Source organism: Herbiconiux sp. 320_LB (genome assembly GCF_059691755.1).
Map to the genome: position 1 here is coordinate 746,233 of NZ_JCAWAD010000002.1, position 17,978 is coordinate 764,210.

Annotated in this window: 19 protein-coding genes; 9 read left to right on the forward strand and 10 right to left on the reverse strand. The window is 71.5% G+C overall.

Translation table 11 applies throughout. From position 1 onward, the window contains the following. Positions 1–6 precede the first annotated feature (6 nt). Positions 7–1,527, reverse strand: a complete 1,521-nt coding sequence (locus AC59HU_RS07485) for a SulP family inorganic anion transporter (RefSeq protein WP_497222754.1) — start codon at positions 1,525–1,527, stop codon at positions 7–9. Positions 1,528–1,714: 187 nt separating this feature from the next. Here AC59HU_RS07485 and AC59HU_RS07490 point away from each other — a divergent pair, with 187 nt between their 5' ends. Together AC59HU_RS07490 and AC59HU_RS07495 are read left to right on the forward strand one after the other, a co-directional pair. Continuing rightward, positions 1,715–2,092, forward strand: coding sequence for a MerR family transcriptional regulator (locus tag AC59HU_RS07490; RefSeq protein WP_497222755.1), 378 nt, complete (start codon positions 1,715–1,717; stop codon positions 2,090–2,092). 336 nt (positions 2,093–2,428) lie between these two features. Beyond that, positions 2,429–3,085, forward strand: a complete 657-nt coding sequence (locus tag AC59HU_RS07495; protein ID WP_497222756.1) for a hypothetical protein — start codon at positions 2,429–2,431, stop codon at positions 3,083–3,085. A gap of 100 nt (positions 3,086–3,185) precedes the next feature. Here the strand turns inward: AC59HU_RS07495 and AC59HU_RS07500 are convergent, their stop codons facing one another. Then, positions 3,186–3,401 (reverse strand): hypothetical protein, encoded by a 216-nt coding sequence (locus AC59HU_RS07500; RefSeq protein ID WP_497222757.1) that lies wholly within the window; start codon positions 3,399–3,401, stop codon positions 3,186–3,188. Positions 3,402–3,876: 475 nt separating this feature from the next. Here AC59HU_RS07500 and AC59HU_RS07505 point away from each other — a divergent pair, with 475 nt between their 5' ends. Both AC59HU_RS07505 and AC59HU_RS07510 read left to right on the forward strand, forming a co-directional pair. After that, positions 3,877–4,362, forward strand: a complete 486-nt coding sequence (locus AC59HU_RS07505; protein WP_497222758.1) for a hypothetical protein — start codon at positions 3,877–3,879, stop codon at positions 4,360–4,362. Between the two features lie 77 nt (positions 4,363–4,439). Then, the gene (locus AC59HU_RS07510) at positions 4,440–4,667 is read left to right on the forward strand and encodes a resistance to Congo red protein (protein WP_497222759.1); all 228 of its coding nucleotides are present in this window, start codon (positions 4,440–4,442) and stop codon (positions 4,665–4,667) included. 209 nt (positions 4,668–4,876) lie between these two features. Here AC59HU_RS07510 and AC59HU_RS07515 read toward each other — a convergent pair whose 3' ends face one another. The 3 genes from AC59HU_RS07515 to AC59HU_RS07525 all read right to left on the reverse strand — a co-directional run bounded on the left by AC59HU_RS07515 (position 4,877) and on the right by AC59HU_RS07525 (position 8,453). Next, on the reverse strand, positions 4,877–5,944 hold the full coding sequence (locus tag AC59HU_RS07515; protein ID WP_497222760.1) for an alpha/beta hydrolase: 1,068 nt from the start codon (positions 5,942–5,944) through the stop codon (positions 4,877–4,879). After that, a complete protein-coding gene (locus AC59HU_RS07520; protein ID WP_497222761.1) occupies positions 5,937–7,679 on the reverse strand; it encodes an MFS transporter in 1,743 nt (580 codons plus the stop codon). The genes AC59HU_RS07515 and AC59HU_RS07520 overlap by 8 nt, the downstream gene beginning before the upstream one ends. Positions 7,680–7,820: 141 nt before the next feature. Beyond that, entirely contained in the window at positions 7,821–8,453 is a 633-nt protein-coding gene (locus tag AC59HU_RS07525) for a mismatch-specific DNA-glycosylase (protein ID WP_497222762.1), read from the reverse strand. Positions 8,454–8,571: 118 nt separating this feature from the next. Here AC59HU_RS07525 and AC59HU_RS07530 point away from each other — a divergent pair, with 118 nt between their 5' ends. Then, positions 8,572–9,816, forward strand: a complete 1,245-nt coding sequence (locus tag AC59HU_RS07530; RefSeq protein ID WP_497222763.1) for an alpha/beta fold hydrolase — start codon at positions 8,572–8,574, stop codon at positions 9,814–9,816. A gap of 111 nt (positions 9,817–9,927) precedes the next feature. Next, entirely contained in the window at positions 9,928–10,131 is a 204-nt protein-coding gene (locus tag AC59HU_RS07535; RefSeq protein ID WP_497222764.1) for a hypothetical protein, read from the forward strand. 188 nt (positions 10,132–10,319) lie between these two features. On the opposite strand, the gene AC59HU_RS07540 is transcribed toward AC59HU_RS07535, so the two are convergent. Further along, a complete protein-coding gene (locus AC59HU_RS07540) occupies positions 10,320–10,670 on the reverse strand; it encodes a UBP-type zinc finger domain-containing protein (RefSeq protein WP_497222765.1) in 351 nt (116 codons plus the stop codon). Between the two features lie 17 nt (positions 10,671–10,687). Between AC59HU_RS07540 and AC59HU_RS07545 the strand changes: the two genes are divergently transcribed. After that, complete coding sequence (locus AC59HU_RS07545) at positions 10,688–12,361, forward strand: FAD-dependent oxidoreductase (RefSeq protein WP_497222766.1); 1,674 nt, start codon at positions 10,688–10,690, stop codon at positions 12,359–12,361. Positions 12,362–12,434: 73 nt separating this feature from the next. Here the strand turns inward: AC59HU_RS07545 and AC59HU_RS07550 are convergent, their stop codons facing one another. The 3 genes from AC59HU_RS07550 to AC59HU_RS07560 form a co-directional block, all read right to left on the reverse strand. Continuing rightward, a complete protein-coding gene (locus tag AC59HU_RS07550; protein WP_497222767.1) occupies positions 12,435–13,211 on the reverse strand; it encodes an SDR family NAD(P)-dependent oxidoreductase in 777 nt (258 codons plus the stop codon). A gap of 64 nt (positions 13,212–13,275) precedes the next feature. After that, entirely contained in the window at positions 13,276–14,154 is an 879-nt protein-coding gene (locus tag AC59HU_RS07555) for a fumarylacetoacetate hydrolase family protein (protein ID WP_497222768.1), read from the reverse strand. Positions 14,155–14,175: 21 nt separating this feature from the next. After that, a complete protein-coding gene (locus AC59HU_RS07560; protein ID WP_497222769.1) occupies positions 14,176–15,537 on the reverse strand; it encodes an MFS transporter in 1,362 nt (453 codons plus the stop codon). A gap of 190 nt (positions 15,538–15,727) precedes the next feature. Between AC59HU_RS07560 and AC59HU_RS07565 the strand changes: the two genes are divergently transcribed. After that, positions 15,728–16,417 carry a GntR family transcriptional regulator gene (locus tag AC59HU_RS07565; protein WP_497222770.1) on the forward strand — a complete coding sequence of 230 codons (690 nt, stop codon included), beginning with the start codon at positions 15,728–15,730 and terminating at the stop codon, positions 16,415–16,417. 82 nt (positions 16,418–16,499) lie between these two features. Next, positions 16,500–17,351 (forward strand): SDR family NAD(P)-dependent oxidoreductase, encoded by an 852-nt coding sequence (locus tag AC59HU_RS07570; RefSeq protein WP_497222771.1) that lies wholly within the window; start codon positions 16,500–16,502, stop codon positions 17,349–17,351. Positions 17,352–17,435: 84 nt separating this feature from the next. Here the strand turns inward: AC59HU_RS07570 and AC59HU_RS07575 are convergent, their stop codons facing one another. Further along, complete coding sequence (locus AC59HU_RS07575; RefSeq protein WP_497222772.1) at positions 17,436–17,978, reverse strand: TetR/AcrR family transcriptional regulator; 543 nt, start codon at positions 17,976–17,978, stop codon at positions 17,436–17,438.

Genomic DNA, 17,978 nt, shown 5'->3' on the forward strand with positions numbered 1-17,978 from the left:
CGTCGTTCAGTGTCCGGCGCCGAGCTTCCCGGCGAGACGGCCGTGGAAAGCCGTGCTCGCCGCGTTCAGTCCTTCGAAGACGACATGCTTGCCGCGTTGTTCGTACTTCGTCGCGATCGCGTCGAGCGCGGCGACGGTCGACGCGTCCCAGATGTGGCTGGTCGACATGTCGATGACGATCCGATCGGGATCCGCGGCGTACTCGAACTGGGTGGTGAGGTCGTTCGACGAGGCGAAGAACAGTTCCCCGTCGACCGTGTAGTGCGCGGCCGGAACGGGCTCGTCGAGTCTGACCTCGCGAGTCACGGTGGCGAAGTGGGCGACGCGGCGCGCGAAGATCACCATCGCGACGATCACGCCGACGATGACGCCGATCGCGAGGTTGTGGGTCGCGACGACCACGGCGACGGTCGCGATCATCACGGCGGTCTCCCCGACGGGCATCGTCTTCAGCGTCGACGGCTTGATGGAGTGCCAGTCGAACGTGGCGATCGACACCATGATCATCACGGCCACGAGAGCCGCCATCGGGATGATGGACACGACGTCGCCGAGCGCGACGACCAGAATGAGCAGGAAGATGCCGGCGAGGAAGGTCGAGATCCGGGTGCGGGCGCCGGAGGCCTTCACGTTGATCATGGTCTGGCCGATCATCGCGCAGCCGCCCATGCCGCCGAAGAGCCCGGAGAGCACGTTCGCGGCGCCCTGGCCGAGGGCTTCGCGGGTCTTCCGGGAGTGGGTGTCGGTGATGTCGTCGACGAGCTTCGCGGTCATCAGCGACTCGAGCAGCCCCACGACCGCCATCGCGGCGGCGAAGGGAGCGATGACCGTGAACGTCTCCCAGGTGAAAGGCACGCTCGGGATGAACAGCGACGGCAGACTGCGCGGCAGCTCGCCCTGGTCGCCGACGTTCGGTACGTTCAGCGCGAACACGATGGTCGCGGCGGTCAGCAGCACGATCGCCACCAGCGGCGCTGGGATCACCTTCGTGATCTTCGGCATGAAGACCATGATCAGGATGCCGATCGCGACGAGCGGATAGACCAGCCACGTCACCCCGAGCAGCTGCGGCAGCTGGGCGATGAAGATCAGGATGGCGAGCGAGTTCACGAACCCGACCATCACGCTGCGCGGGATGAACCGCATCAGCTTCGCCACGCCTAGTACTCCGAAGAGGACTTGGAAGATGCCGGCGAGGATGACGGTGGCGATGAAGTAGTCCATGCCGTAGTCGCGGGCGACCGGGGCGATGACGAGGGCGACGGCACCGGTCGCCGCGGTGATCATCGCGGGGCGGCCGCCGAGGAACGCGATCGACACCGCCATCACGAACGAGGAGAACAGACCCACGGCGGGGTCGACGCCGGCGATGATCGAGAACGAGATCGCCTCGGGGATCAGCGCCATGGCGACGACGAGGCCGGCGAGGACTTCGCGGGTCAGGATGCGCGGGGTGCGCAGCGCTGTCAGCACAGACGGTTCGGCTCTGTATCGGTTCGGCGAATCTGTCTTCTGGGCGATAGCCATGGCTGTCTCCTGGGAACGGGGCCGTTTGCGGACGACCGGTGGGTGAGTCTGGGTCCGGCGCCCCGTTGCGCGCGCCACCGTGCTCGTGAATGAGAATGGTGGGGAAGGGAGTGCTGCTGACGCGGAGAGCTCAGCAGCCCCTGCAACACTACCCTGACGTAAGGGTTGATTTGACGAAAGAGGGCGCATGGACCCCGAGACGACCGAACCGATGATGCACATCGGTGAGCTGGCCGAACGGACCGAGCTGTCGCTGCGCACCATCCGCCACTACGACGAGATCGGCCTCCTGAAGCCATCCGGCCGCACCGAAGGCGGGTTCCGCCTCTACACCGAAGGCGACTTCGCCCGACTGATGCTCATCCGGCGGATGAAGCCGCTCGGGTTCCCGTTGGAGGACATGAGCGAGCTGCTTCGCATCATCGACACTCTCGAGCACGGTGACGATCCGGAGTTGCGGGCCCAGCTCGAGCAGTTCATCGACCGGGCGGTCGAGCAGCGGGAGAAACTGCATCGTCAGCTCACCATGGCCGACGAGTTCATCGATCTGCTCCGCGACCGGTGAAGAGAGCATCCTAAGTACTGTCCTGGGGCCACTATCACTGTCAGTGTCCTGCGCGACAGTACTTTGAACCGGGTGCCCGTCGTGCGGAGGTCCGCGAACGCATGCAGGTGTCGACGGGGTGGCATCGGCGACCTTGTACATGATGTGCGCCCGGCCGCAAGCAGGGACCTGCCAGGCTTCGGCGGGATCGCCGGGATGACGCGGCGAAATCGAGGCGGATCCGTCGCCGCGACCCCCGTTCGAGGGTGGGTGCGCAATCCGATCCCGGTCTCCTTCCGGATCTCCTCTGTGCCTCGGATGAGGTCACAGACGATCCAGAGAAGGAGTACCCCACTCATGCGAAAGATCACCACTCGCGCCGGAATCATCGGAGCTGCCGGCATCGGAGCCGCCGCCCTCGCGATCGGCGGCCTCTCGGCCCCGGCCTTCGCCGACACCTCGTCGAGCTACGACGAGTCGTCGTCCAGCGTCTCGACCGCCGTGCAGAACACGCTCGACCTCCTCAGCGGTTCCAACTCGATCGGCAACGGCGGTCTGCTGCTCGCCCCCGACACCAACACCGGCGGCATCGGCACCGGTGACATCGGTTCCGGCGACATCGGGTCCGGCGACGTCAGCGGTGGCGACGTCAGCGGCGGCGACGTCTCGGTCGGCAACGGCGGCCTGATCAACGCTCCGCTCGTCGACGGCCCGCTGCTGGGCGAAGTGGCTTCCGGCAACGACACCCCGATCGCGTCCGGCAACGAGACGGATGCGCCCATCGGCTCCGGCAACGAGGTCACCGCTCCCGTGGACGCCCCGATCGGTTCGGGCAACGACACCTCGGTCGACGCACCGGTCGGCTCGGGCAACGACACCTCGGTCGACGGCGGCGACACCAGCGTCGGCGGCGACACCTCGGTCGGGTCGAACCTGTCCGACGTCGGCGGCGACGTGAACGACCTCGTCGACGGCGTCACCTCGGGTCTCGGGATCGGCGACATCCTGAACTGACCCTGAGCACGCACGGAAGGCCCGCCCCTGTCTCGGGGGCGGGCCTTCGGCGTCCATCGATGATCGCCGGCGCACGACGACTGCGCGGAGGACCTGCTGGCTACTCGGGCCGGGAGTCGACTCCCGGCACGTCACGGTAGCGGATCGCTCCGACGAGCAGGGCGATCCCAAAGCCGAAGATGCCGCCGCCGACCCAGTTCACGAGATGCAACCACGACGGCGGATGCTCGAGGCCGAGGATGAGCGTGGCGGAGAGGGCGACGATGCCCAGGACCATCACGACGATGGCGATGACGAGACGGGTTCTGGAACGCACGTCCCGATGCTAGCGACCCGCCCGCGCTCGGCGCGACGCCGCCCATCCCTGGGAGGTCGCGGCACACGCTTCACGGGGGCGGGAGGACGCGGGGCGATGAACGGAGCCTGACCCACCAGCCGCCTCGCGGCGACTCGCGCATCCCGAGCGGTCGGCGAAAAGGAATTGCCCCGGCGCGCCGACGCATTCCTGCGTCCCGTCCGGGGCTTACGACCCCAGGATACCTCGCCCCCACCCACTCCATCAAGGGCACTTGACGATTTCTCACCGAAGCTTGACAATGGGCTCCCATGCACACCGATCCCGCCTCACTCGCCGAGCTCGGCCGGGTGATCGGGTCCGAACGGATGGCCCCTATCTCGCCGTATGCGGACAGGATGCATCCCGAGCCATTCGGCTCTACACCTGGAACATCGAGGCGAGCGGCGCCCTTCTCGGCACCTTCGCCGCTGTCGAGGTCGGGGTACGGAATGCGATGCACCGCTCCCTCTGCGAACACCACGGCCAACCCGACTGGTGGCTCGAGGCCCCGTTGAGCGGTCAGGACCGGGTCTCCGTCGCCGGGGCCACCCGACTGCTCGACCGTCGACGCGGGGAGCGGGGTTGGCTCCCCGGACACCTGGTCGCCGAGCTGCCCGCTTCGTTCTGGGAGGGCCTCCTCGCGAATCGGTACCACCAGGCTCTCTGGGAGCCGTGCCTCCGGAAGGCGTTCCCCCACTTCACCGGTCGGCGCGGCGACCTCAAGTCCCAGCTCCAGTGCCTCCGCCTTCTTCGTAATCGGGCGGCTCATCACGAGCCGATCCACGCGCGAGACCTCTCGGTCGACTTCCGTTTCCTGTGCGGCGTCGCCGGCGCCACATCGACCGACCTCGAGGCCTGGATCGAGACGCATTCCCGCCTCCCTCATGCGATCGAGGGCAAGATCGCATCGGTCGCCGGGCTCCGCCCCACGCGGTTTTGACCGACGCACGTCTGACGGCATCCGCGCTCGTTCTGATCCGGCCCGCTTCGCAACCGGATGAGTGCTCAGGTGGAGGCGTGACGATCAACGAGAAGGTCGGGGTGGGGTTCCTGAGCGTGGTCGCGCTGGCCTGCGCCGCACTGCTGTTCGTTCCGGATGTGCGGGCGGGCTCCATCGGGCGCGGGGTGGTCCGCCTGTTGCCGGGGTGGGTGTTCCTCGTGGTCGCGATCGTCGTATTCGTGGCATGGATCACGCTCGTCGTCGTGAACAGCAGGCGACGCCGCGACAAGAAGCCCCCGCTCTGACCGACGCGGCGGCCGGCGGGCGCAGCTACCGCGGGCACACTCCGCTACTGCCAGCGCCCCTCCCGCACAAGCTGGATCACGCCCGCCACGGTGATCGCGACCCCCAGGGGCACGCCGATCGGGGCGAGCGTCGCGGGCCGCCCACTACGGGAGCGAGCCCTCCGCAGGAGTGGGCCCCTGACGAGCGAGCCCACTCCGGCGGGCGCGGGCTACGCGCTCGGGGTGGGCGCGAGGAGGCGGCGGGTCCAGTCGGCCAGGGCCGCTGTGGCGCTTCGGGTGACGGCGGCGGCCGGCATCATGCTCGTGAAGCCGTGGAACGCCCCCGGCCACACGTGCAGCTCGGCGTCTCCGCCCGCGGCCCACAGCGCGCTCGCGTAGGCGACCGTCTCGTCGCGGAACACCTCCGCGCTACCGCAGTCGAGGTACGTGCGCGGCAGCCCGGCGAGGTCTGCGAGGTCGGCGGCCCGCGCCGGCGCCGCGTAGATCGACACGTCGTCACCGGCCCTGCGGGAGCCGAGGTAGGCATCCCACCCGAACCGCGTCAGCTGCCGGTCGGCGACCCCGACCCCGTCGATCTGCCGCGTCGACACGGTCGAGTCGCGGTCGTCGAGCATCGGCGAGACGAGGATCTGCGCCAGCAGCGCCGGCCCACGCCGATCGCGCGCGAGCAGCGCGGTGCCGGCCGCGAGCCCTCCGCCGGCGCTCTGCCCGGCGATCACGATACGCTCGGGGTCGATGCCCAGCTCGTCGGCGTGCGCGTGCACCCAGACGAGTCCGGCGTAGCAGTCCTCGACCGGGTAGGGGTCGGGATGCTCGGGGGCGAGCCGGTAGTCGACGCTGATCAGCACCACGTCATGGTCGTCGAGCAGCCAGTCGTCGTAGGAGTCGAGGTTGCCGAGGTGGTGACCGAACATCATCCCGCCGCCGTGGATCGTGTACACCGCCGGCCTGGCGGCACGGCCGGTGCGCTCCATGTGCCCGGTGCGCCCATCGCGCCCATCCGGGTCGGGCTGGTCGTGCCGGATGCGCTGGATGCGCTGGATGCGCTGGATGATCGCGAGCGTGATCGGGTCGCCGAGATGGCCGGGCACCGTGAGGCTGCGCCGCTCGTAGCCGCGGGTCGCGAGCCGCTCGTCGAGCGCCTCCTCGGTCATCTCGAGTGCGCGCATCCGGGGCAGCATCTCGGTGGTGAGGGTGAGGGGGCCGCGGGCCTCGAGGGCGGCGAGGAACGGGACGAACTCGGGATCGAACGGGGGGCGGGGCATGGGGTCAGACATCGGTAAGCTCCTGGGTGCTGGGGGCGGAAGTGGGGGTGGCGGCGCGAGCGGCCGCGGTCGAGGTGGAGGTCTCGGCGGGGGCGACGGCGCCAGTGGGCACCGCGGAGGCGGAGGCCTGGGCGGAGGTGGCCGTACCGGTGGCCGCGTTAGAGGCGGGGGCGATCGCGGGCGGCGCGGCGCTGCCCGCGTCAGCGTCAGCGGAAGTGGCGTCTGCGGCCAGAGGCTCGGGCGAAAGGCGGCGCGAGCGGCGGACGCCCACGGCCACGAGCCCCGCCGCGAGCCCCGTGATGGCCAACCCCGCGACGAGGATCGCGGTCTGGAACGACGCGAGCCCCTCAGCCCCGAAGCTCATCGTCGTGATGCTCCCGCCGACCACGGCGGCGAGGATCGTGCCGGTCGCCGCGATGCCGACGGCGGTCGCGATCTCGCTGGCCGTGTCGACGAGCGCGGCACCGATCGAGGTGCGATCCTCGGGCAGCCCGCGGAGGACGTTGTTGCCCGCGACCACCCCGACCACCCGCATCCCGGCCGCGACCAGCACGAGGGCGACGAGCACCCAGGGGTAGCCGAACCGGCCGAGCAGGGCGAAGACGGCGAGCCCGGCGACGACCGCGGCGGCGCTCATCCATGCGGCCCGGTCCAGGCCCACCCGTGCCACGAACGGCCCGACGAACCGCCCGCTCGCGAGCAGCACCACGACCTGGGGCAGCGTGCCGATCGCGGCGAGCGCCGGCGGCCAGCCCCAGGCGAACTGCAGCTGCAGCGTCACCAGGAACGACAGACCGGCCATGGCGAGCCCGGCGGCCGCCTTGTAGGCCAGGCCCGAGGCGACGAGCGGCTTCGCGACGAGGCGCAGGTCGAGCAGCGGATGCAGTGCGGTGCGCTCCCTGATCACGAATCCGATCGCGGCGGCGACGGTCAGCACGGCCGCGAGCACGGCCACGACCAGAGCGGTCGCCTGCCCCGCGCTGGCGCTTCCGGCCTGGCCGACCTGGCCGACCGCGCCGACTCCGCCGACCTCGCCGGCGGCCACGAACAGCGTCGGGGTGAGCAGCACGCCGACCACGGTCGCGGTGCCGAGCACGGCGCCGATCACATCGATCGGATCGGCATGGAGCTGGTCGCGCCGATCGCGGGCGATGCCGGCGCGGATGCCGAGGAACGCGATGACCGCGATCGGCGCGTTGGCCACGATGAGCACCTGCCACGGTGCGACGGCGAGCACGAAGCCGCCGATCGTCGGCCCGGCGGCGAGGCCGACCAGTCCGGCGGTCGAGATGACGGTCAGCGCCCTCACCCGCAGGTCGTCGCGGTCGAACAGCCGGAACGCCAGGGCCATCGACCCCGGCGTGGTCATCGCCGCAGCGACCCCCATCAGCGCGCGCACGGCGATCAGCTGCTCCACCGAGGTGACGAACAGGGTCAGCACGCTCACGAGCGCGAGCAGCACCAGGCCCACGAGCATGACCCGACGGCGGCCGACGCGATCGGCGACCGCGCCGAACAGCAGCATGAGCCCGCCGAACGCGACCGAGTACGCGCCCGAGACCCACTGCAGCGAGGCGGTGGATGCGGCGAGCTCGCGCCCGATGGTCGGCAGCGCGACGTTCAGCACCGAGTTGTCGAGCATCTCGAACAGGAACACGGCCGAGAGCCCGGCGAGCGCGACCCACGCGTCGCGCAGACGCGGCGGTGGCGGGGCCTGGATGGCGGGCGATGGGGATGGTCGGGACACGGGCGCACTCCTTCGATGAAGAAGTGGCGACTCCCACGAGACGCGTGTACGTGTCCGTCGGCCGGAGCGCGACGGGTTTTTTCCCTCTGCGAGAAGACTACCGCATCCGCACCCCCTCGTGCGAGCGGTCGCGGTGTCGGGTCACGCCCCGGGCGGCGGGTACAGCGGGATGCCGGCGGCCGCGGCCGCCTCGCGGTAGGCGGCGGCGAGCGAGGCGACGGTCTCGTGCGCGTTCAGCCCGCTCGGGTTCGGGACCACCCAGAGCTCGGCACCCTCGAGCTCCTCCGGCTGCCGGCCGACCACCGCACCGGGCCGGCCGAAGGCGATCCGGTAGCTCGTCACTCCCAGCATCGCGACGACCAGCGGCTCGAGCGTGCGCACCCGCTCCCGCAGCACCGCCGCACCGGCGACGAGCTGCGAGCGGCTCAGTTCGTCGGCGCGAGCGGTGGCGCCCTCGACGAGGGTGGTGATGCCCAGCCCGCGAGCGATCAGGTTGTGCCGGTCGTCGTCCGACAGCCCGTTCGAGGCGTCGATCACCCGGTCGACGATCCCGGCCTCGAAGAGCGCGGGGTAGAAGCGGTTGCCGCGCCTCCCGAACGGCGCCTGCACCGCGGCGCTCCGCAGGCCCGGGTTGATGCCGACGATGAGCAGTTTCGGATGCTCGCCCAGCACGTCGGGAACGCCCCGGCCCTGGTAGCTCTTCAGTTCCTCGCGCGAGAAACCGGTGCCCGCGCCACTGTCCGCACCGGCCTCGCCCCGGGGCGCATCCGTCATGACCATGCTCCTGTCCACTCGACCCCGGTCGCTTCGATATACGACCCGTCGGATTCGTGGCCCCGCGCGACGGGAGATGAGATCATTCTCGCGGTGACGACGGAAGGAGGCCGCCACGGTGAGCAGGCCGAACCGCACCCCGGGCGACGAGCGACGCCAGCGGGTCGTGCTGGCCGTCATCGCGGCGGTCGTGATCGTCGCCGCGCTGCTCGCCGCGAGCGTCGTCCGCCGGGTGATCGAGGGGGCCGACGAGCAGGCCACCGACGCCCCCTTCTACGTCGCCCCGACACCGCTGCCGGCGGCCGAGCCGGGAACCGTCATCCGCAGCGAGCCCATCGACAGCGCGCCCGAGGGGATGAAGGCGTGGCGCGTGCTCTACCACTCCACCGATCTCGCCGGCGACGACGTGCCGGTCTCGGGGGTGGTCGTCGTGCCCGACGCCCCGGCGCCCACCGGTGGCCGCACCATCGTGTCCTGGGCGCATCCGACCACGGGTGCCGCGACCCCGTGCGCGCCGTCGCTCGCGCGGGATCCGTTCGAGCTCATCGAGGGCCTGCACGAACTCGTCGCGGCCGGCTACGCGGTCGCCGCCACCGACTACCCGGGGCTGGGGGTGGAGGGGGTCGCCTCGTCCTACCTCCTCGGCGTGCCCGAATCCAACAGCGTGCTCGACGCCGCGCGGGCGGCACGCGCTCTCGACAGCGGCGGCACGAGCGATCGGCTGATCCTCTGGGGCCACTCCCAAGGAGGGCAGGCAGCGCTGTTCGCCGCCGAGCGGGCCGCCTCGTACGCCCCGGACCTCGATCTGCGAGGTGTCGCCGTCGCCGCGCCCGCCGCCGACCTCACCGCCCTGATGAGCGACGACATCGGCGACCTGGCCGGCACCACGATAGCGTCGCTCGCCATCCCCGCCTTCACGACGGCCTATTCGGGTCAGTATGGCACCGCCGCGATCCAGGCCATCCTCACCCCGGCCGGCGCCGAGGCCACCCCGCGCATGGCGAGTCTGTGCCTGTTGACGCAGACCGAGCAGATCCACGAGATCGCCGAGCCCCTGGTCGGCAAGTACGTCGCCTCCGACCCCTCCACCACCGAGCCGTGGAAGACGATGCTCGAGGAGAACAGCGCCGGCCGGCAGCCGATCGACGTGCCGATCTTCGTTCGCCAGGGCCTCGCCGACACCCTCGTCATCCCCACCGCGACGGAGGGATACGTGAAGACCGTCTGCGCGCAGGGCGCGTCCGTCGACTTCCAAACCCTCCCCGACGTCACCCACGCCCTCGCCGCCGACGCGTCCATCCCGGCCCTGATGGTCTGGCTGTCCGAGCTCGCCGCGGGTCGCACGCCGACCAGCACCTGCTAGCGCGTTCCGGCGGCTCGATCCGTTGGCGGCCGGGCGGGGTGGTGGTAGGGAGGTTCAGGAGGATGCGCCCGGAACCCGAACCGGCGCACGCGAGAGAGGACGGTTCGAGCGATGACGGATGAGACCCCCGCCGTGGGCACGTTCGATTCGGGCCCGTCCCGCCGCGGCATCCCGGGGCTGCGCTGGCCCGAGGGCGACGCGGCCGACCGCACCGGCCAGCGGGCGATGACGATGGATGCGCTCGTGCTCGGCGGAGCCACGGTCGCGACGCTCGCGGTCGTGGTGGCGTCGCTCGCGACCCTGGGCGTGCGCTGAGCCCGTCGCTCGCATCCCCGGGCGTGCGCTGAGCCCATAGCTCGAGAGCCCGGCGTGCCCTGAGCACGTTTCAGGCGACAACCGGGGGCAGACCCGGCGGATCCGCTACGCGGCGTCGCGTCCGCGTCATCGATGAGAGCGGGGACGTCGTGGCGGGATCCGGCACCCCCGGAGAGGCGGCCGGGAGGTTACCCGTGCAGCAGCGACTGCCAGTTCTGGGGCACGTGGCCGGCCGGGCCGGGGACGGGCTGGTCGAGGGGGTGCGAGCGCGGCGGGGCGAGCTCGGGGCCGTCGGCGAAGGTGGCGGTGGGGTAGTCCCAGAACCAGTCCTCACCGGGCTCGTAGCTCTGGATGACCGGATGCCCGGTCGAGGCCGCGTGCGCGCTCGCGTGCTGCGATGGCGAGGAGTCGCAGCAGCCCACGTGGCCGCACTCGGCGCAGCGGCGCAGGTGCAGCCACCAGCCCGTCTGCGGATCGCAGTCCGCGCATCCGGGCCCGCTCGGTTTCACGTCTTGATTGATGCCGCTGTCGCTCGTCACACCTAGGATCGTAGGCCATGGACGACTCGGTGTCTCAGGATCTGACGGCCGCCGCGCATCCGCTTCTCACGACCGAGCAGCGGCAGCGGCTCGGCGCCTACGGGCGGGAGTCCGCGGTGGTCGAGGGCGAGGTCGTCTTCGCCTCCGGCGACGCCACGACCGACCTCGTGCTGGTTCACGAGGGCAGCGTCGACCTGGTGCAGGTCGCGACGCTCGACGCCCCCGAGGAGGTGATCTGGCGCTATGTGCCGGGCGAGTTCGTCGGCGAGCTCAACCTGCTGACCGGGCAGCGCATCTACCTCACGGCACAGGTCGCCGAGGCCGGGCGGATCACGCGCATCTCCCCCACCTCCTTCCGACGCATCATGTCCGACGAACCCGACCTCTCCGACCTCCTGCTCCGCGCCTTCGTGGCCCGACGCGGGAGGCTGCAGCGCAACGCCGGCGCCCGCGCGATCGAGATCATCGGCACCGAGTTCTCGGCGCCCTCGCTGGCGCTGCGCACTTTCGCCGCCCGCCAGCAGCTCGCCCACACCTGGATCGACTCGGACAGCGTGGAGGGCCGCTCGCTCCTGCGGGTCGCCGAGCTCGACGCGGCCGACCTGCCCGCCGTCATCCTGCCCGATGCCGTGCTCAGGCAGGCGACACCGGGCGGGCTCGCCGAGCACGTCGGGCTGACCGCGCCGCGCGGCGGGGGCGAGACCGTCGACCTGGCGGTCATCGGCGCCGGGCCGGCCGGCCTCGCCGCCGCGATGTACGGCGCCTCCGAGGGGCTCGACACCGTTCTGCTCGAGGCCGTGGGCACCGGGGGCCAGGCCGCCGCCAGCTCGCGGATCGAGAACTACCTCGGCTTCCCCTCCGGCCTCAGCGGCAGCGAACTGACCTCGCGCGCGATGGTGCAGGCCGAGAAGTTCGGCGCCCGGCTCTACAGCCCCTGCACCGCGGCCTCGCTGCATCCGGATGGCGGACACCTCGACATCCAGCTCGACGACGGCACGATCGTGCACGCGCGGGCCGTCGTCATCGCGAGCGGCGCGCACTACCGGTCGCTCCCGCTGCCGGAGTGGGGCCGCTTCGAGGGCGCCGGCATCTACTACGCGGCGACGGAGCTCGAGGCGCGCTCCTGCGCCTCCAGCCCGGTGGTGGTCGTGGGCGGGGCCAACTCGTCCGGCCAGGCCGCGCTCTACCTCGCGTCGAAGGGCGCCCGGGTCACGATCGCCGTGCGCCGCGACGGCCTCGAGGCGACCATGTCGGCCTACCTGGTCGACCGGCTCAAGGCGCACCGCAACGTGACCATCCGCACCTCCAGCGAGGTGACCGCGTTGCACGGCGACGACTCGCTCGACCGCGTCACCCTGACCGACCGGGCCACGGGCGAGTCGGTCGAGGAGGCCTGCCGCGGGCTGTTCTGCTTCATCGGCGCCGACCCCGCGACCTCCTGGCTCGGCGGCTCGGTCGTCACCGATCACGACGGCTTCATCCTGACCGACTCGGCCCTCGGCACCGGCGACGCGCTGCCCGAGGCCTACCGCCTGCTCGGCCGCGATCCGCTGCCGTTCGAGACCAGCGTGCCGGCCGTGTTCGCCGCGGGCGACGTGCGCCGCGGCTCGATGAAGCGGGTGGCGGCCGCGGTCGGCGAGGGCGCGAGCTCGGTGCGCTCGGTGCACGTCGCCATCGGCACGAGCGCCTGAGCCCGCCCCGCCGGCCGACGCCCGCACCGGCATCAGCATCAGCACCGGCACCGGCACCGGCACCGAACCCTTCCTACTCCGCCCGCAGGCGCAGGTTCTGCATCCCCCCGTCGACCGCGATCGACGCCCCCGTCGTCGAGCCCGCGAGCGGCCCGGCCAGGTAGGCCACCGCCTCCGCCACCTCGGCCGGCGACACCAGTCGGCCGTGGGGCTGCCGGGCCTCCAGGGCCGCGCGCTCCGCCCCGGGATCCGCGGCGCTCGAGAGCAGCCGGCCCACCCAGGGCGTGTCGGCGGTGCCCGGGTTCACACAGTTGACCCGGATGCCCTCCCGCAGATGATCGGCCGCCATCGCGCGGGTGAGCGCGAGCACCGCCCCCTTCGACGCGCTGTAGAGCGCGCGCTGCGGCAGACCGGCGGTCGCGGCGATCGAGGCGGTGTTGACGATCGCCGCGGCCGGCGACTCGCGCAGGTAGGGAAGCACCGCGCGGCTGACCCGCGCCATCCCGATCACGTTGATGTCGAGCACCCTCGTCCACTCCTCGTCCGGGTTGTCGGCGATCGTGCCCTGGGCCCCGACGCCCGCGTTGTTGACGAGCACGTCGATGCGGCCGAAGCGCGCGGCGACGGCGGCGACCGCCGAGCGCACCGAGGCGTCGTCGCCGATGTCGGCGGCCACGGCGACGTGATCGGGCGAGGCGTGCGAGATGTCCCGGTCGAGCACGGCCACCTGGGCTCCGGCCGCGTGCAGGCGATCGGCGACGGCGGCCCCGATACCGGATGCTCCGCCCGTCACGATCGCGACCAGCCCGTCGAACTCGCGGCCGGGTCGGGCGGCCGACCCATCGGACACGGGTGTCACCTCAGACGCAACCGGCACCTCGGACTCCAGCTCGCGGCCGGCTCCCGCCCCCGCCTCACGCATCGACGAACACCTGCCGCTGCCGGCCCAGCCCCTCGATCTCGATCTCGCAGACGTCGCCGGCCCGCAGATACGGGAACCGCCCCGAGAGCGCGACCCCCTCCGGCGTACCCGTCATGATCAGGTCGCCGGGCTCCAGGGCCAGGAACTGGCTGAGATACCAGACCAGATAGTCGACCCCGAAGATCAGGTCGGCTGTCGAGGAGTCCTGCCGCGGCTCGCCGTTCACCCAGCTGCGCAGCCGGAGATCGGTGTGGTCGACCTCGTCCGGGGTCACCAGCCACGGCCCGGTCGGGTTGAACCCCGGCGCGCACTTGCCCTTCGACCACTGGCCGCCCGAGAGCTCCAGCTGGAACTCGCGCTCCGAGAGGTCGTTGCCCACGACGAAGCCGGCGACGTGCCCCAGGCTGTCTGCGGGCGAGTCGAGGTAGAGCGCCCGCGTGCCGATCACGACGCCGAGCTCCACCTCCCAGTCCGTCTTCCGGCTCTTCCGCGGGATGGCGACCTCGTCGTGCGGCCCCGCCACGGTGTTCGGGGTCTTCAGGAACATGATCGGAGCGGTGGGCGGCTGCGAACCGGACTCGGCCGCGTGGGCGGCGTAGTTCATCCCGATGCAGATCACCGAGCCGGGCCGCGCGATCGGCGACCCGATCCGGTCGGCCGCGGCCGCAGCGACCGGGTCGCCGCCCGCGTAGGCATCCGCGAGCCGAGGGAGCGACCCGGCCCCGAAGGCCGCGCGCACGCGCTCGATGCCGCCGCCGGCGAAGAAGTCGCCGTCGATGTCGGCGGTCAGACCGGAGAGGTCGTAGTGGGCGTCGTCGGTGACGAGCACGGGTCGTTCGTGGCCCACGGGGCCGAGACGGGCGAGTTTCATGGGGTTCCTTTCACGAGCGGTCTACTCGAACTTCCCGGTCGAGGCCTTGAGCTCGGGCACCGTGAGGGCCTCGAGGCTGCGGCCCCGGGTCTCCGGCCCGAGCACGGTGGCGACGAAGCCGATCAGGCAGGCGGCGATCACGAACAGCGCGACGAGCCAGGATGCGCCGGAGGCGGCGGCCACCAGGGCCACGGCGATCAGCGGGGTCAGGCCGCCCGAGATCGCGCCCGCCACCTCGCGGCTGAAGGCCAGCCCGGTGAACCGCGACCGCGCGGTGAACAGCTCGGAGAAGTACGCGCCCTGCGGCCCGAACATCGCGCCGACCCCGATCGCGAGGCTGATCGTCACGGCGAGCGTGATCCAGAGCGGCGACTTCGTGCCGTCGATGATCGCGAAGTACGGGAAGACGAAGAGCGCCGAGAACACGATGCCGAAGAGCACGACGGGCTTCCGGCCGATGCGGTCCGAGAGGTGGCCGGCGATCGGCAGCGTGATCATCGTCACGAAGGTGGCCACCGTGATCGCGATCGGGCCGATCGAGTTGGCGAGCTTGAGCGTGCCGACGAGGTACGCCGTGAGGAAGGTGAGGTTGACGTAGGCGAGCACGTTCTGCGGGGTCTGCGTGCCGATCAGCACGAGCGCCGCCTTCTTCTCGAACCGGAACACGTCGGCGACCGGCGTGACCTTGACCTTCTTCTGCTGCGCCTTCTCCTGCGCCTCGAGGAAGGCGGGGCTCTCGGCCAGCCGGAGCCGGATGAACAGGGCGACCGCGATCACGACGATGCTCGCCAGGAACGGGATGCGCCAGCCCCAGCTGAGGAACGCGTCCTCCGGCAGCTGGGTCACCAGCGCGAACGCGCCCGAGGCCAGCAGCAGGCCGAGGTAGACGCCGACGGCGGGCCAGGCGCCCTGGAGCCCGCGGGCGCGCGGCGCGGCGTGCTCGACCGAGAGGATCGCCGCGCCGCCGAACTCGGCGCCGGCGCCGATCCCCTGCACGGCCCGCAGCAGCACCAGGATGATCGGCGCCCAGACGCCGACCTGGTCGTAGGTCGGCACGAAGGCCATCGCCACGGTGGAGAAGCCCATCACCAGCAGCGTGATGACCAGCACGTTCTTGCGCCCCACGATGTCGCCCAGCCGGCCGAAGATCAGCCCGCCGAGCGGCCGGATGAAGTAGCCGACCGCCAGCGTCGCGAACGCGGCCAGGGTCGCCACGGTCTGGTCGGCGGCGGTGAAGATGATCTTGTTGAAGACCAGGGCCGCGGCTGTGCCGTAGAGGTAGAAGTCGTACCACTCCAAGGCCGAGCCGACGAGGGCGGCGGCGGCCACCCGTCGGGTCGAGCGGGAGTCGTGGGTGGGATTCGTCATGGTGGTGTCGGACATCATTGTCTCCTCGGAACGAGACGCGCCAGAGTCGTCTGTCGAGAGTGTGGGGGCACCTCTCGGACCGGCGCGGATGCCGGTGGGGGCATCCGATCTGCGCGTCAGAGATGATCATATAGTATTTGATGATTCCGGCAACCGCCGCCGCGTGCCGGGGCCGCGCGCGGAGCGGTCCCGCTAGAGTCGGAGGATGACCGTCGCGTCGCCCTTCGAACGCCCCCGCCTCGGCGGCTCGCGCGCTCAGATGGTCGCCGACGACGTCTACGAGCGGGTCACCGGGATGATCCTCCGCAACGAGGTCGAACCCGGCGTGCGATTGAACATCGAGGCCCTGGCCCAGCACTTCTCCGTCTCAGCGACCCCGGTGCGCGAGGCTCTCGCGCGGCTCGAGGCCGACGGCCTGGTCGCGCGCGAGCACCTCAAGGGCTACCGGGCCCGCGGACTGCTGACGCGCAAGGAGCTGCTCGACCTGTTCGAGTTGCGCCTGCTGCTCGAACCGCACGCCGCCGGCTGCGCCGCCGAGGTGGCGGAGGCCGCCGAGCTCGACGGCATCCTGGTCGAGTTCGAGGCGAACGGAGCGGCCCCCTCGGGTGCCGACTACGACTCGTACAAGGAGTTCAGCGCCCACGACTCGCGTCTGCACCGGCTGATCCTGTCGGCCGCCGGCAACCGGGCGGTCGCGGATGCGGTGGACCGCACGCACTTCCACCTGCACGCGTTCCGGCTCAGCTACGACAACTCCTCCGGTCAGGAGACCGTCTCCGAGCACCGCGCGATCGTCGAGGCGCTCGCCGCCCGCGACCGCGCCGCGGCGGAACGCGCCATGGCGACCCACATCGCCAACGCGCAGGAGCGGCTGGCGCCGCACGCCGGAGACTGAGGCCGAGCGGGCCTGCGCGGCTCACCGCCTCAGCGCTCGATCCTCTTCTTGACTTCCCAGTTCAACAGTGTTGAATTGCCTCATGACCGAACCCGACGCATCCGCACCCATAGCCTCCGAACCCACTGCTTCCGGGCCCACGGCCCCCGCACCCGCGCAGAACCCCGACACCGGCTGGGTCGAGCGCATCTCCCCCGGCCGCTTCGACGGCACGACCGTCATCGTCACCGGAGCGGGCGGCGGCATCGGCCGCGCCACCGCCTCCCGACTCGCCCGCGAGGGCGCCCGGGTCGTCGCCGTCGACATCGCGCCGGCGGGACTCGAGAGCCTTCTCGCCGCGCATCCGGAGGCCGACATCGTGGTCGTAACGGGCGACATCACCGTGCAGGCCGACGTCGACGCCATCGTCGAGGCGGCCGGCGACCGCGTCGACGGCCTGGCGAACGTCGCCGGCATCATGGACGACATGACCCCGCTGCACGAGGTCACGGATGCGATGTGGTCGCGCATCCAGTCGGTCAACGTCGACGGCACCTTCCGCCTGTCGCGCGCCGTACTGCCGCTCATGCTGGCCGCCCGCCGCGGCTCGATCGTCAACATCGCCTCGGAGGCCTCGCTCCGCGGCGACGCCGCCGGTCTGGCCTACACGACCTCGAAGCACGCGGTGGTCGGGCTGACCCGCAGCTCGGCGTTCATGTACGGGCCGTCCGGCATCCGTGTGAACGCGGTCGCCCCCGGCGGCGTCGCGACCGGCATCGAGAGCCGCTTCGGCTCGGAGCTCGGGATGTCCCGGCTCGGTCCGATGCTCGCGACGATCCCGCCGATCGCGGTCGCGTCCCAGCTCGCGGCGAGCATCACCTTCCTGCTCAGCGACGACGCGACGAACATCAACGGCGTCGTGCTGCCCTCGGACGGCGGCTGGTCGGTGCAGTAGCGGATGCGCGAGGGCGGTCGTCGGCGCGGGCTCTGATCAGCGCCGGCCCTGGTCAGTGGCGGCGCTGATCAGTGGCGGCCCTGATCAGTGGCCGTCGACGAGCTGCTGCAGCAGCGGCGCGTAGCGCGCCACGATGCGCTCGGGGTCGGCGGCGGCCAGGCGCTCGTCGCCGACCACCCAGAGCGCGTAGAGCAGCCCGCCCACGACGGCCCCGGCCAGCCGGGCGCGCAGCTCGGCGTCCTCCCCCGCCAGCCGGCCCAGCAGGGGCGCGACGAACAGCGTCTCGTGCATCTCGCCCAGCCGATTGTGCACGCCGCGGGCGTCGCTCGCCCGCAGCAGGGCGAGCTGGATGCTCTTGAGCCGCTCGTCCGACGCCAGGAGCTCGCGCACGAACCGCTCGCCGAAGCCGTCCAGCGGCCCGGCGAAGACGGGCTGGTCGTCCAGGGCGGCGCGCATCGTGTCGAGGAAGAGCCCCTCCTTCGACCCGAAGTAGTGCAGCACCAGGGCCGGATCGACCTCGGCCCGGCGCGCGATCTCCCGCACGGAGGTCGGGCCGTAGCCCCGCTCGACGAACAGGCGGCTCGCCGTGGTCCAGATCTCCTCCCGCGCACTCCGCCTGCCGTCCAT